Below are 15936 nucleotides of genomic sequence, written 5' to 3'. Positions count from 1 at the left end.
GAAAGTTTGTGAATTTTTTCTCAAAAAGAAGAAAAATAGGGAATTCCCTATATAATAACGTGAAAAATAATTTGTGCATATGTTTTTTTGTAATAACTGACAAAAATATTTTTTAAATTTTCTGATTTGTATAATTATAAATTTTCCTAAACGTGATAGCATGAAATTGTTTATCAAAATAAGCAAAGGGGTCGTGCACATTGGTAAAGGAAAATGATAAGGCAAAGAACGAAGATAGGTCAAAGAAAAAGTTTAGTATGCCACATATATATGTGATTTTATTTGTTTTCGGTGTGATTGCAACTATTTCTACATATTTAATTCCATCAGGCGAGTTTGATAGGGTTAAAGGGCCTGAGGGTAGAGAAATGGTAGATGCAGATTCATTCCATTACATAGATTCCACACCAGTTGGTTTAGTTGATTTTATTTCGATTATACCACGAGGTTTAATTGAAGCAGGAGAAATTGTCTTCTTTACACTTATCATCGGTGGGATGTTTATGGTGTTAAGACGTACAGGTATTATTGAAATCGGAGTGGATAAACTTGCACGTCAGTTTATAAATAAAAGTATTTTGATCATTCCAGTGTTAACCACAGTATTTGCAATTATTGCTACATTAATCGGTACAGCAGAGTTGTCACTCGTTTATATTCCGGTTATTATACCGCTTATTATTGCGTTAGGTTATGACTCTATAACCGCTACATCTATTGCATTATGTGGTACAGTAGTCGGCTTCACGGTCGGTGTGTTAAACCCGATCAATACAGGATTGGCTCAAAAATTATCAGGCATTCCAACATTCTCAGGACTTGGATTACGTTTAGTTATTTTTGTGATTGTACTATTTGTAACGATTTTATTTATTATGAAATACGCTAAAAAAGTTAAAAGAGATCCTTCAATTAGTTTGGTTTATCATGATGATACTGAGAAGCGACATATGTACAAAGATATTACGAATCAAGAACCACTCGTTGCGACTAAACGACAAAAAATTGGTATTGGCGTCGTGCTCTTATTCTTTATCATTCTTGTATACGGGGTCATTACACAAGGCTGGTTTATGGTAGAAATGTCAGGTCTTTTCATAGTTATGGGTATTGTAGTAGGACTCGTAACTGGTTTGAATACACGTGAAATTTGTGAGTCTTTTAATGATGGTTTCAAAGATGTATTAATGGGTGCCATTATTGTAGGGCTCGCACGTTCAATCGCTGTTGTACTTGAAGACGGAAAAATTATGGACAGTATCGTTCATGGATTAGGTTCTGTTATCGATGGAGCAACACCAACAGTAGCAGTAGTCGGTATGTATATCGTGCAAGTGCTGATTAATTTCATTATTTCTTCAGGAAGCGGACAAGCCTTAGTGACAATGCCAATTATGGCACCATTAGCGGATATGCTAGGTATTACAAGACAGACCGCAGTCTTAGCATTCCAATTAGGAGACGGCTTTACACATGTCTTCTATCCAACTAGTGGATACTTTATGGCAGCATTAGCAATCGGAGGCGTATCATATACAAAATGGATCCGATTCTTCTTCCCACTCTTTATCGTATGGGGTGTCATTTCAATCATTTCATTAATCTTTGCACAGTTGATCGGTTGGTCGTAGGGAGAAAGACTTAGTAGTTAAATTATAAAAGGTAGACATTCAATTTTGAAATTGAATGTCTATTTATGTATGAATAAATGTTCTATCTTATTGGAAAAGTGAATATATAGGGACTGGATATTGCAAGTGAGGCGTGACAAGCAATATAGGGAGCTCGAATATTGCAAGTGAGGCGTGACAAGCAATGTTGGAGCCCTGAATATTGCAAGACAGGTCAAACAAGCAACATAGAGTCGTTGTATGTTGCAAGACTGACTAAACAAGCAACATAGAGCCGCCGTATGTTGCAAGACAGGTCAAACAAGCAACATAGAGCCCGTCTATTTATCAAGACAGCCCAAACAAGATAAATAGCCGCTCTGAATTTATCAAGACAGCCCAAACAAGATAAATAGCCGCTCTGAATTTATCAAGACAGCCCAAACAAGATAAATAGCCGCCTCGTATTTATCAAGAAAGGCCAAACAAGATAAATACAGCGTCTCTATTTATCAAGACTGACTAAACAAGATAAATACAGCCGCCCATTCTATTACTAACCCCATCCCTCAATAAACGACAAAAGCAGTAGTGCCCGTCATGGCCACTACTGCTTTTCCTTAATCAAATGTAATCATTTCTGACACATATAATGCGATGCGGATGTTTAATGATTGTGATGGGTCTTCGATATTTGTACCAATAAGATTACTACATTTGTTTATACGATATTTAACGGTATTTCTATGGATATATATTTTCTCTGCTGTCTTAGTAATATCGCATTGGTTATCCATATAGACTTTTAATGTTTGTTTTAATTCTAAGTCTTTTTTAGTCTTTGGATAGCTAAGTGGACCGAGTGTATGTTTCACAAATGGTAAAAGTTTCTCTTGTGGTATGAGTTGCAATAATTCTTGTATATCTTTCGAATGGTACTGGGAAATGAACGCTTTCTCATTGTTGAATAAACCGTTCTCGAATGCTTCGTTTGCTTCGAAAAATGATGAAGGTAATTGCGCGAATTCAGTTACTTCATTGCCGACACCGAAAGAAATTTGGTCTTCGAAATAATCATTGTAGTTGATTTGTAATTGTTTAATCATATCAAGATGATTTTCTTGTTTGTTCTGTATTAAAATGGCGAATCGATCATTACTCGGTAATCGATAAACGCTGATGTATGAGTCGATTTCGGATAATTTATCTGTTAACCATTGGAACGTTAATTGGTGCAGTTCGTTTAAGTAATAACTGTTTTCTAAGTTATTTTTAGCATCTATGCCACAAATGATAATTTGATAATAGTCTGACGGATAGATGTAATATTGTCTTAATAGATCTGCATGTTTCTTGATAGATAATGCTTGTTCACTCTTGTTGTAGACGAGTGACTCGAAGAAGCGGTTAATGTCGTTTTTTTCGACTTCTTGAATTTTAGTGTTTTTGTACAAGGCGAAACTAAGCACGCTCACAACTTGTTCGATTGTTAAAAGGCTAAATGGATAAGAAAGCTTATTCACTTGAGATACCATTAAGTAATATGGGAAGTATGTGTAACCCAATACTTTAAAGATCACATGGTCTTTATTTTCGAAGACTAAGTTATTTTTATCTTGCGAGAGTTCCTCTTGTTGATGTGCATTGAAATAAGCGACATGTTCAGATAATAATGACTGACTTTGTCTATAATGATGGCTGATCGCTTCCGGTTTCTTAAACGGATTAAATAATATGATAGGTACACCAAGTAATTTACTCATCCGTTCGATCATATTATCAATGCTGAACCCTTTAATAAGCAGTTGGTTCAGTTCTTGTTGAACTTGTAATGCATAATTTAATTTGCCCGTTTCAGAGTCAGATATAAAGGATGAAATTTCATGAGTAATCTCACCTAAGTTCCAACTTTCAGGAATTTCTATTAACGGAAATTGCAATTCATCTGCAAAATCAATCACATCTTGGTCGATTTTATGTAAAAATCTTGAGACTTTAATACCAAGACCAGCTGTTTGAATGTCACTCAAGTCTTTAATTAATTTCTTTAAATTCTCCTGATTATCTTGAAAAAGTACGCCCGTTGTTAAGATGAAGGCATTGCTAGATGTGAAATGTTTAATGTCATTGTTCTCAGTAATGTCTAAACTTGTTACTTCAGAAGATAAATCTCCTTTTCTATTAATTAGCTCTAAACCTTTAAATTGAGGTATAGATAATATTTCGTTTAGAGTTGTCATCATAAGACCTCCCGTTTTTGTTTATCTTTCAATGAAGATTATATAAAAGTGAAAACGATTTTTTATAAATGAAACCGCTGTTTTTTGTCAAAATGGTATGTGTTTTGTTCAAAATGACCAATAATTTTTATTTCTAAAATTTATTATACACAAATTTTGTACGAAACCTATAATTTTAAATTCTATATATGTTAAGAACTACAAAGAAAAACGCTTACATAAGTCTTACACTTGTATATGAAGAGTTCATAGCTAGTTATTAGCTGATTAAGTCAAAGGAGACATATAGAATGGCAAGAGAAGCAAACGAGGTGGCATTAACTCCAGCCGAATTTGAAAAACGTGGCTATAACAAAGATATAATGCCCAAAACGTCAGCACAAAGAAATAATTCGGCATTTAACTTTTTTACATTATGGATGGGTGCCGTTCATAATATACCGAACTATACTGCAGTAGGTGGATTTTTATTAATCGGATTATCACCATTACAAGTTATATTCGCATTAATTTTAAGTTCATTTATTATTGCATTATTATTAGTAGCAAATGGTTATGCTGGTTCTAAATATGGTATACCTTTTGCGATGCAATTGCGTCATACATACGGAGATGTAGGTGCAAAGTTACCAGGTATTCTACGTGGTGTTGTAGCTGGTATTGCTTGGTTTGGACTTCAAACCTTTGCTGGTTCACAAGCACTATTAATCTTATTGAATAAGATTTTCCCTGGATTCGCTGATATCGGAAGCGGTGCGACGATACTAGGTATTTCAATTCCTGGATTAATCGCATTCTTAATTTTCTGGGCAATCAGTTTCGCAATTGGATTTGGTGGTGGAGAAATTCTTAATAAATTCACTGCCGTATTAAACCCACTGATTTACATTGTATTTGGTGGTATGGCAATCTGGGGCGTTATGGCTGCAGGAGGCGTTGGCAACATTTTAGATTATGAAATTTCAACGAAGTCTAGTGGGATTATTTACCCAGCGATTTTATCATTTATTTTAATCTTTAATTCATTATTAGGTGTATGGGCAGGACCTGGTGCAAGTGTATCTGACTTTACTCAAAATGCGAAATCTACGAAGACGCAAATTGTTGGTCAAATTTCAGGTATTGTTGTTGCACATATCTTATTCGCGATTGCGAGTGTATTCATTATTATCGGTGGTTCTATTTATTTAGGTCACCAAGAGTGGAACATCTTAACAATCATTAATGAATGGGATAGTTTCTGGGCAATTCTCATATCAACTGGTGTATTATTAATGACAACGATTTCTACAAATGCGACAAGTAATATTATTCCAGCGGCGTATCAATTAAGTGCGCTATTACCGAAATGGATTAATTATCGCCGTGGTGTAGTCATTGCTTCAGTATTGAGTGTTGTGATTATGCCATGGAAAATGATGGAGAACGAGGATAGTATCTTCGTATTCTTAAATGCTATTGGGGCAATACTTGGTCCTGTAGCCGGTGTCATGATTGTACATTTCTATATTGTGTCTAGACGTCACATTGATATAGATAAATTGTATTTTGATTTACGTGTAAAAGATCAAAAAATACCACGCATTAATATTTCAGCATATATCGGAACGATTGCTGGTGTTGTGATTTCATTACTTGGATTCTTACCAGGATTCACAGTGATTTCAGACTTTTCATGGTTTATCGGCTTTATTGTAGCCGGTGGTGTTTATATCATTTTACATTATGTATTTCATGCAGATAAAAGTAAAAAAGAAGGAGTGGCATATAATGAAGTATGATTTAATTATCAAAAATGGTTTAGTTATTTTAGAAGATGGCGCGCAAAAAGTTGAAGTTGGTGTCAAAGACGGGAAAATTGCAGCAATCGGACAAGAATTAGGAGAAGCTGAACAAATTGTTGATGCTAAAAATCAAATCGTTTCACCAGGTATGGTAGATGCTCACGTGCATATTACTGAACCAGGTGGCGGTTACCGTGACGGATGGGAAGGTTACGTGACGGGTACAAATGCAGCTGCTAAAGGTGGAGTGACATCATTCGTTGAAATGCCATTAAACCAAGTACCCGCTACTACAGATAAAGCTTCTATCCAAGCTAAATTTGATGCAGGTAAAGATGAGTTAGCCGTAGATGTTGCAAGTTACGGAGGATTAGTACCTTATAACTTAAACGGCGGTATTCAAGAATTAGATGAAGCGGGCGTTGTTGCTTATAAAGCATTCTTAGCAACTTGTGGTGACCGTACAATCGAAGGTGATTTTGAAAATGTTGATGACTATTCACTATATGAAGGCATGAAACAAATTGCTAAAACGGGAAAAATCTTATCTATCCATTCAGAAAATGCGACAATTACAGATCGTTTAGGTGAAATCGCTAAAGAAAATGGCGAAACAACATTAAGTGCATATGTGGATTCTAGACCAGTATTTACTGAAGTTGAACCAATCCGCAAAATCGTATTATTCGCTAAAGAAACAGGTTGTCGCGTGCATATCGTACACGTTGCTTGTGAAGAAGGCGTTGAAGAAGTAATCAAAGCTCAACAAGAAGGTGTAGATATTACATGTGAAACATGTACACACTACTTATACTTCTACAAAGAAGAGTTAGATTCAATCGGACCAGTTGTTAAATGTTCACCACCAATCCGTGAACAATCTCGATTAGAAGGTATGTGGGATCGCGTATTAAACGGAGACATTAACTTCGTAACATCTGACCATTCACCATGTACGCCAGACTTAAAAGATACTGACAATGCATTCGAAGCATGGGGCGGTATCGCAGGATTACAAAATAACGTAGACGTACTATTTGACGAAGGCGTTCAAAAACGTAACATGTCATTACAAAAATTTGCTGATATTATTGCAACAGCACCAGCAAAACGCTTTGGACTAGATACGAAAGGAAGCATCGCACTAGGAAAAGATGCAGACTTTGTATTTATTAAACCAGAAGCACCATACACATTACAAGCAGAAGACTTAGCATATAGAAATAAAATGAGTCCATATATTGGTCGAGAAATTGGCGCACAAGTTACAAAAACAATATTAAGAGGACAAGAAATTTATGATCAAGAAACAGGCGTAACAGAAGAACGCTTAGGACGCTTTATTTAAGAATTATAAATAAGGAAAGGCAGGGACCATCGTGGTGTCCCTGCCTTTTTTCATGTTGGATGGGGTGGATTAGTTTTTTATAGGAGAAAGGGTGGAATCTCTTGGCTTAAGTGCTGAATAAAGCCAAGAGATCGCCCAAGTCATGGCTTAAGTACTGAATAAAGCCAAGAGATGGTGCAAGTCGTGGCTTAAGTGCTGAGTAAAGCCAAGAGATTGTCTCAGTCGTGGCTTAAGTGCAGAATAAAGCCAAGAGATCACCCAAGTCATGGCTTAAGTGAAGAGTAAAGCCAAGAGATGGCTTAAGTCGTGGCTTAAGTATTGAGTAAAGCCAAGAGATCGCCCAAGTCATGGCTTAAGTGCAGAATAAAGCCAAGAGATGGCTTAAGTCGTGGCTTAAGTGCAGAGTAAAGCCAAGAGATTGTGGAAGTCATGGCTTAAGTATTGAATAAAGCCAAGAGATGGCCCAAGTCATGGCTTAAGTGATGAATAAAGCCAAGAGATGGCCCAAGTCGTGGCTTAAGTGAAAAGTAAAGCCAAGAGATGAACCAAGTATCTCCCGCAACCAACTCACATCCCCACACCAATCCCCCTCAACATCCTACTCCAACACGGTGTCGAGCTTGGCTAGTTCGATTGTTGTTTGTATGAGGAGGTTAATGCCTTTTTCGATTTGGTCTGCTGTGACGGATTCTTTTGGTGAATGACTAATACCTTCTTTACATGGTATAAAGATCATACTTGTTGGACATACGGGTGCGATGATCATAGCGTCATGTCCTGCGCCACTGTACATATAATTATATGTGTATCCTAATTGCTGACAGTTGTCTTCGTTGATTTGTGCAATTTTATGATTGAAACTGCGAGGTGCGTCTTGACCTAAATCTTCCAATTCATAATGTGCATTGCGATTATCTGTTATGCGTTCGATTTGTGATGTGATTTCATCAACGACTTGTTCTCGTACGGCTTCGTTCTTCCCTCTAATATCTATTAAAAGTGTGACTTCTCCTGGTATGGCATTCATTGTATTTGGATATACATTTGCATAACCGACTGTTGTCACAATTCCTTTGTCATGATAAGCACGTCCAATTTCTTCGATTTTTAAAATGATTTCTGCGGATGTTGTCAGTGCATCTATTCTCATGGGCATAGGTGTTGAACCTGAGTGACTTGTCACGCCTTGAATTTTTAATTTGAAACGATGCGGACCTGCGACATCTGTCACGATGCCGATATCTTTATGTTTCTTCTCTAAAATAGGACCTTGTTCGATGTGTAATTCTAAAAATGCTTTAATATTGTTTCTTTCAAATAATGCTGCTTTACCATGCATGTCTTGAGCGAGTGGTGCGACAATATCATAAAGTACATTCCCGTCGTTATCTTTAATATATTTCATATCTTCTTTCGTCATATTGCCCGTTAGATATTTACTACCTAATGTCGCTTCATTAAATCTAGTAGATTCTTCACAAGCAAAAGCAATGATAATAATGGGATGATCCGTTTCTATTTGATGTTTATTTAAATATTCTACAACTTCCAACGCACCAACAACACCAAGTAGTCCGTCATATTGCCCGCCGTCTTTAACCGTATCTATATGAGAACCTAATACGACTGGTTTAAGGTCTGGATTTTTACCTTCTCGACGCGCAATAACATTTCCGAAGAAATCAAAGTAGACGTCTAGACCAGCTTTTTGGCAAAGCATTGAGAATTTAAGTGCTGCTACACGTTCTGAATGTGTAAAAGCAATTCGGTTAATACCACCATTTTCAGGATTACGCGCAAATTGATTAAACGTTTCTAGATTTTTCATGACAATTTGAATATTCATCATTTATCCCCCTTGAATTAAGTTTGATGATTGATTTAAAAATTGTACGGCTTGTTTGTACAGTGAAATGCTCGTTGGTGTTACGTCACGATCAAAATCATGTTGGTCTAAATCGAGCGTCTCTAATTGACTATGTTCTATTTGTCGGTGAATATGTTCACTTTCACTATACGGAACATCTGGATCCCCTTTGCAATGTACAATAAAAGTCGGTGGAAATTGTTTCAATTCTTTAGGTGAAATATTATACGCACTTGCTGTAGAAGATTGAATGCCTAAATAAGATAACCATTTCGCTTGGCCACGTACATATAAATAAATCGGATATCTCGTTTGTAATGAGCCAAAAGTTAATGGATTAGGTTGTATAAGCTGATTTAATATCGCTGGTGTAATTTGAGTTGATAAAGCTTGGTATTGTGCGTTCGGTCTTAAAAATGCAGGAACATGGACACGTGAATAGCCATAAAAATCAAGAATGCCTGCAACTTCACGATAACGAGCAACCATTAAACTTAAGAATCCACCCGCTGAACGACCAAACGTATAGATTGGTAATGCCTCATATAAAGCACTGATTTCATCATATTGAGCTAATGCATCTGAGATAATCGTATCAATCGGACTTTCCGGTGCCAATCGATAAGAAACGAGTACAAGATGGTAGGACTCTGTCAAAATATCTATATACGCTTGTGGTAAGTCATCACGTTGACCAAAAATTAACCCGCCACCATGAAAGTATATGATAGCCCCTTGAGGATTTTCATTTTTAGATTCGATGACGATATAGGGTAATTGAAAACCATCATTTGATAAACACATTGAATGATTTTGAGTCAAAACAACTCAGCCTCCTAGAAGATATATTTTCCTAATCATAGTATCTCAAATTAAATTTACGTCGTATTTGTATAAAACATATAAAAGTTAAGCTAATTATTGTATGTTTTGTGAATGATAACAAAAATGTAACCGCTTATAATAGTAAGTGACATGAAAAGGAGATGAATTATATGGACATCCGTTCTTCTTTCGAAGCGCTAGATAAACAGTTTACTTCATTTGGAGGTTTGACAGGTGGCGGTATTACACGCTTACTTTATTCAAAAGAATGGTCAGACGCTGTTCGCGCATTAAAAGAAACATTAGATAAAGAAGGATTTGAAGCACAATTCGATGACATTGGTAACTTAAGAGGTCGTATAGAAGGTAGTAAATACCCAGAAGAAACGATTATGTCTGGTTCTCATATTGATACAGTTGTTGAAGGTGGCCATTTAGATGGTCAATTCGGTGTATTAGCAGCACTTGTAGCGATGCAATCATTGAAAGCAGAATATGGACAACCATTACGTTCTTTAGAAATTTTAGCTTTAGCAGAAGAAGAAGGCAGTCGCTTCCCATTTGCATTCTGGGGTAGTAAGAACTTCTTCAACTTAGCAGGTAAAGATGATGTGGATACAATTGCTGATGCTGAAGGTGTTCAATTTAAAGATGCTATGCGTGAAGTAGGATTTGATTATCGTACTGAAGACAATGACTACAGTCGTATTAAAGCATTTATCGAAGTTCATATTGAACAAGGAAAAGTGTTAGAAACAGAACAAAAATCAATTGGTGTCGTTAACGGTATCGTTGGACAAAAACGTTATACAGTTAATTTAAAAGGTGAAGCAAACCATGCAGGTACGACACCAATGGGCTTAAGAAAAGATGCTGTCATCGCATTTAGTAAAATCGCGACACAATTGACAGAACGTGCAAGAGAATTAGGAGATCCATTAGTATTAACATTTGGTCGCGTCGACCCAGTACCAAATACCGTAAATGTTGTGCCAGGTGAAGTGACATTCTCAATCGATTGTCGTCACATTGACCAAGATGCATTAAATCAATTCGCTGAAGAAATTGATGCATGTATTAAACGCGTATCTGAAGAAGAAGGCGTTGAACACGATATTGATTTATGGATGGACGAAGCACCAACATTAATGAATGAAGATTTAGTTAAGACAATCGAACGCGCTGCTGAAGCAGTCGTTGGCAAATCAGATTGGAAACTGATGTCTTCAGGTGCAGGTCACGATTCACAAATCTTCGCACAATATGTACCAACTTCTATGTTGTTTGTGCCATCTATAAATGGTGTGAGTCACAACGTTGAAGAAGAAACAAATGTTGAAGATTTAGTAAAAGGTATCGAAGTATTGAAACAAGTCTTATATGAACTTGCTTATCAAGAATAAATAAATTTTAAAAAATAGAGATAGAGAAAAGGAGTATTGATCATGGGTTACATTAATCATAATCAAGGTTATAGAGAAGGACTATTAGAAACACGTTCAGTTATTAAGAAAGACAACTATGCAGTTATTACACCAGACGGTCTAGTAAACAACGTTGTACCAGGTTTCGAAGATTGCGACGTTACAATTTTAGGTTCACCTAGACTAGGTGCTCGCTTTGTAGACTACTTAGTAACATTAAAAAATCAAGGTGGAAATAGACAAGGCTTTGGTGGAGACGGCGTTCAAACATTTATTTACGTTGAATACGGTAAAATCAACGCATACGCTGATGACAAAAAATATGAATTATCAGCTGGTGGATACTTATATGTACCAAGTCACCAAGTTATGACTTTTGAAAACAGCAATCAAAACAATGATAGCCGCGTATTCTTATACAAAAAACGTTACCAACCTTTAGAAGGATTCACACCTGAAGTTGTAACTGGAAATGTGAATGACATGGCTCAAGAACCTTATGAAGGTATGGAAGAAGTTACAATTCTTGATTTATTACCTAAAGAATTAGCTTACGACATGAACATTCATATCTTGTCATTTAAACCAGGTGCTTCACACGGATATATTGAAACACACGTTCAAGAACACGGTGCTTATGTATTAAGTGGTCGCGGTATGTACAACTTAGATAACGAATGGCAACCAGTTGATAAAGGTGATTACATCTTTATGGGCGCTTATGCACCACAAGCAACTTACGCTGTAGGCTTAGACGAACCATTCGCTTATATTTACTCTAAAGATGCAAATAGAGATATCGAAATTTAAGGAAGGTTGTTAAGAATGGCAGAAGAAGGATTAGTATACGTAGAACGTGGAAAGCTGCGCCAGTTATTTAAAGACAAAATGACAAATGCAGGTTTATCTGAACAACATGCTGATAAGACAGCAGATTTGATGATATTTGCAGATGAGCGTGGTATTCATTCACATGGTTCTGTGCGTACACAATATTACGCAGAACGTATTGCAAAAAAAGGATACAATTTGAATCCAGCATTAACATTCACAAAGACAGGTCCATCATCAGGTACTTATTTTGGAGATAATGCAGTTGGTCACTATGTTGCTTATGAAGCAATGGAAGAAGCGATCAAGTTAGCTAAAGAAAGTGGTATCGGCATGGTCGGTATTAAAGAAATGGGCCACAGTGGCGCGATTGGATACTTTGCTGAACAAGCGGCGAAAGAAGGTATGGTCGCTTTAACAGTATGTCAGTCAGATCCAATGGTTGTACCATTTGGTGGTACAGAGCCATACTTTGGTACAAATCCAATTGCTTTTGCAGCACCACGTAAAAATGGTGAACCGATATTATTTGATATGGCGACAACCGTGCAAGCTTGGGGAAAAATCTTAGATGCACGTTCTAAAAATAAATCCATTCCAGACACTTGGGCAGTAGACAAACAAGGCGAGCCAACGACAGATCCATTTGAAGTTGCTGCGCTATTACCAGTCGCGGGTCCTAAAGGTTATGGATTGATGATGATGGTCGATATTCTAGCAGGTAGCTTGTTAGGTTTACCTTTCGGAAAACATGTTACATCAATGTATGAAGATTTAAGTCAGTACCGTAGATTAGGACAATTTCATATCGTCATTAATCCAGCATATTTTGGTGATGAAGAACAATTTTTAACACACGTTTCTGAAATGGTTGATGAACTTCATGATATTAAACCGGCTAAAGGCTTTGATCAAGTTTATTACCCAGGTGAAATTCAAGAAGACGTTAAAAAACGCTACAAAGAAAGTGGCATACCGATTGCCGAAAGTATTTATGAGTATTTAATATCTGATGACATTTATTAAATAGCTGAGAAGAAGTGAAAGAGACAATTGAATGTTATAAATGACGACTGTCGACATTTAATATCGTACGTCTTGAGTACCTTCTTTTTTTACGGCTAAAATCATGATTTTATGTATATAAATTACACTATTCGAGTAATAAGGAGGTTAAGATATGCGTGTTTCAAAGAAAGAATTATTTGATTTAATGAAGAATAAATTAGTTAAAGCGGGCTTAAACGAAGGTGCTGCAGAAGATGTAGCAGACGTATTAACATTTGCGGATCATAGAGGTATTCATTCACATGGTGCAGTTCGAGTAGAGTACTATGCTGAGCGAATTGCTAAATGTGGTATAACAGCCAATCCGAATTATCAATTCGAACAAACGGGATCATCAACAGCTGTATTTGAAGGAGATAATGGTCCTGGTCATCAAGCGGCTAAACAAGCGATGGAAAAAGCAATCGAGATGGCTAAAGAAAATGGCGTTGCCGTTGTTGGTGTTAAGCACATTTCACATAGCGGTGCTTTAGGTTACTTTGTAGAAATGGCAGCTAAAGAGAATATGGTCGGTTTAAGTATGTGCCAATCAGATCCGATGGTTGTGCCATTCGGCGGTACTGAACCATATTTCGGAACAAATCCAATTGCATTTAGTGCACCTTCAAACGATGATCGCATCATTACTTTTGATATGGCAACGACCGTTCAAGCATGGGGTAAAGTGCTAGATGCAAGAGCGAAAAATCAATCCATCCCAGATACATGGGCAGTTGATGCGAATGGTGAACCAACGACAAATGCTAGAGATGTTCATGCACTTGTACCAGTTGCAGGACCTAAAGGATATGGCCTTATGATGATGGTTGATATTCTATCAGGTAGTTTACTAGGCGTACCACATGGCGTACATGTTTCATCTATGTATAAAGATTTAACGAAAGGCCGTGACTTAGGCCAATTACATGTCGTGATTAATCCAGCATTCTTCACAGACTTAGACCAATTCAAAACAAACATTTCAACAATGCTTGATGAATTAAAAGCACAACCAGCAGCACAAGGATATGGAGAAATTTTCTATCCTGGTGAACGTGGCCGATTACGTAGTGAAAAATACGACGAAGAAGGCATTGAAATTGTTGATGATATATACAACTACTTAGTTTCAGACGATGTGCACTTTGATCGTTATCACGGAAAAAATAGATTTGCAGAATAATAACGGAGGAATAGTATGTTACACACAATTATTAAAGAAAACACTTACCAAGATTCGATTGTATTAATGTTATTATCGAATAAATTATCTGCTATTGATGGTATTAACCAAGTATCCATTATGATGGGAACACCTGCCAATAAAGATATTTTTAAATCTTCAGGATTAGGTACGGATGAACTAGAAGCAGCGAAACCAAACGATATTATTATCGTTGTTGATACAGAAAATGAAGAAAAAGTTGAAGAAGTAAACCAAGAAGTTGAAGCAGAATTGAAAGGGAAAGGTGAAAGCGAAGACCAATCTCAAAAACAAAACGAAGCTTCAAATTGGAACCGCGCATTAGAATTAGCGAACAATCCTAACTTAGCGTTAATTTCAATTCCTGGGCAATATGCAGCGATGGAAGCTGAAACAGCATTGAAAAATAACTTAAATGTATTTATGTTCAGTGACAACGTAGCAAAAGAAGACGAAGTACGTTTAAAAGAAATGGCACATGAAAAAGGTTTACTTGTAATGGGTCCTGACTGTGGTACAGGTATTATTCACAGTTTACCACTTGCATTTACAAACACTGTAAATGAAGGTGACATCGGTGTTGTTGGCGCTTCAGGTACAGGTATTCAAGAAGTAACAACAATCATTGACCGTGAAGGTAAAGGTGTTACAAATGCTATCGGTACAGGTGGCCGTGACTTATCTACAGAAGTAGGCGCGATTACGATGTTAGACAGTATTAAAGCACTTAATGCAGATCCAAAAGTGAAAGTCATTACAGTTATTTCTAAGCCACCAGCTAAAGAAGTAGAAGAAAAAGTATTGAATTTATTACGTAATATCGAAAAACCAATCGTAACGTTATTCTTAGGTTCTAAACCTGAATATACAGAAACAAACATTTACCACGCTTATACATTAGAAGAAGCGGCACGCGTATCTGTTCAACTTTCAAACGGAGAAACACCTCAATTTAGTACAGCAATTCAATCAGATATTAATATCAAATTTGCTGATGACCAAGATGGCGTTAAAGGTTATTACTCTGGCGGTACGTTAGCTTCTGAAGCGGCAATGTTATTGAAAGATACTTTAGGCGACAATTCAGATGCAGAAACACCAGAAGGCTTTTCATATAAAGGTGGTCACCACGAAATTATCGACTTAGGTGACGATATTTATACACAAGGTAGACCACATCCTATGATTGACCCATCTAAACGTATCGAAATGTTAGAACAATCTGCAGACGATCCATCAACAGCTATTATTATGTTAGATAACGTGATCGGATACGGAAGTCATGATGACATGGCAAGTGAACTTGCACCAACGATTCAAAAAGTGTTAGACAAAGCACAATCAGAAGGTCGCAGTTTAGCAGTTCTTGCTACAGTTGTAGGTACTGAGCATGATCACCAAGGTTACGACAAACAAGTCAATATCTTAAAAGAAGCTGGCGCAATCGTATGTGAAACAAACAATCAAATGGTGACGACAGCACTTCATTTACTAGGTAAAGATGTTGAACAACCACAATTAGAAACAAAATCATTCGAAGCAGAATCTGTTGACTTAACAGTTGATGAAAAAGTCTTGAACTTAATTAATATGAAACCAAGTGTGATTAATATCGGATTGAAGAGTTTCACAGAAGCTATCCAAGCTAATGATGCACAAGTTGTTCAATTTAACTGGCAACCAATCGCAGGTGGCGACGAGAAATTAATGAAAGTACTTCAATTCTTAAACAATTACGAAGGAGAGACAGTATAAA

Annotated in this window: 11 protein-coding genes; 8 read left to right on the top strand and 3 right to left on the bottom strand. The window is 36.7% G+C overall.

Annotation, left to right across the window (positions count from 1 at the left end; translation table 11 throughout):
• Positions 1 to 257: 257 nt before the first annotated feature.
• On the top strand, positions 258 to 1631 hold the full coding sequence (locus LQ677_RS09810) for a YfcC family protein (RefSeq protein ID WP_374199842.1): 1374 nt from the start codon (positions 258 to 260) through the stop codon (positions 1629 to 1631).
• 599 nt (positions 1632 to 2230) lie between these two features.
• Here the strand turns inward: LQ677_RS09810 and LQ677_RS09805 are convergent.
• Entirely contained in the window at positions 2231 to 3850 is a 1620-nt protein-coding gene (locus tag LQ677_RS09805; RefSeq protein WP_239748770.1) for a PucR family transcriptional regulator, read from the bottom strand.
• A gap of 290 nt (positions 3851 to 4140) precedes the next feature.
• Here LQ677_RS09805 and allW point away from each other — a divergent pair, with 290 nt between their 5' ends.
• The gene (allW, locus tag LQ677_RS09800; protein WP_239748769.1) at positions 4141 to 5631 is read left to right on the top strand and encodes an allantoin permease; all 1491 of its coding nucleotides are present in this window, start codon (positions 4141 to 4143) and stop codon (positions 5629 to 5631) included.
• Positions 5621 to 6982, top strand: a complete 1362-nt coding sequence (gene allB / locus LQ677_RS09795) for an allantoinase AllB (protein ID WP_126477155.1) — start codon at positions 5621 to 5623, stop codon at positions 6980 to 6982. The genes allW and allB overlap by 11 nt, the downstream gene beginning before the upstream one ends.
• Before the next feature lie 598 nt (positions 6983 to 7580).
• On the opposite strand, the gene LQ677_RS09790 is transcribed toward allB, so the two are convergent.
• Together LQ677_RS09790 and LQ677_RS09785 are read right to left on the bottom strand one after the other, a co-directional pair.
• The gene (locus LQ677_RS09790; RefSeq protein WP_239748768.1) at positions 7581 to 8828 is read right to left on the bottom strand and encodes a Zn-dependent hydrolase; all 1248 of its coding nucleotides are present in this window, start codon (positions 8826 to 8828) and stop codon (positions 7581 to 7583) included.
• A 3-nt stretch (positions 8829 to 8831) separates the two neighbouring features.
• Positions 8832 to 9671 carry an alpha/beta hydrolase gene (locus LQ677_RS09785; protein ID WP_239748767.1) on the bottom strand — a complete coding sequence of 280 codons (840 nt, stop codon included), beginning with the start codon at positions 9669 to 9671 and terminating at the stop codon, positions 8832 to 8834.
• A 173-nt stretch (positions 9672 to 9844) separates the two neighbouring features.
• Here LQ677_RS09785 and allC point away from each other — a divergent pair, with 173 nt between their 5' ends.
• From allC to fdrA, 5 genes are all read left to right on the top strand, one after another.
• A complete protein-coding gene (allC, locus tag LQ677_RS09780) occupies positions 9845 to 11077 on the top strand; it encodes an allantoate deiminase (RefSeq protein ID WP_239748766.1) in 1233 nt (410 codons plus the stop codon).
• Positions 11078 to 11119: 42 nt separating this feature from the next.
• Complete coding sequence (gene allE / locus LQ677_RS09775) at positions 11120 to 11908, top strand: (S)-ureidoglycine aminohydrolase (protein ID WP_204258782.1); 789 nt, start codon at positions 11120 to 11122, stop codon at positions 11906 to 11908.
• 15 nt (positions 11909 to 11923) lie between these two features.
• Entirely contained in the window at positions 11924 to 12955 is a 1032-nt protein-coding gene (gene allD / locus LQ677_RS09770) for an ureidoglycolate dehydrogenase (RefSeq protein WP_239748765.1), read from the top strand.
• A 154-nt stretch (positions 12956 to 13109) separates the two neighbouring features.
• The gene (allD, locus tag LQ677_RS09765) at positions 13110 to 14159 is read left to right on the top strand and encodes an ureidoglycolate dehydrogenase (RefSeq protein ID WP_239748764.1); all 1050 of its coding nucleotides are present in this window, start codon (positions 13110 to 13112) and stop codon (positions 14157 to 14159) included.
• 15 nt (positions 14160 to 14174) lie between these two features.
• Positions 14175 to 15935 (top strand): acyl-CoA synthetase FdrA, encoded by a 1761-nt coding sequence (gene fdrA / locus LQ677_RS09760; RefSeq protein ID WP_239748763.1) that lies wholly within the window; start codon positions 14175 to 14177, stop codon positions 15933 to 15935.
• Position 15936: the final 1 nt, after the last annotated feature.

The sequence above is a fragment of the Mammaliicoccus sp. Q-M61 genome (genome assembly GCF_022386055.1).
In the GTDB taxonomy this organism is placed as follows: Bacteria; Bacillota; Bacilli; order Staphylococcales; family Staphylococcaceae; genus Mammaliicoccus; species Mammaliicoccus sciuri_A.
This window is presented reverse-complemented; position numbering and strand designations above follow the sequence as displayed.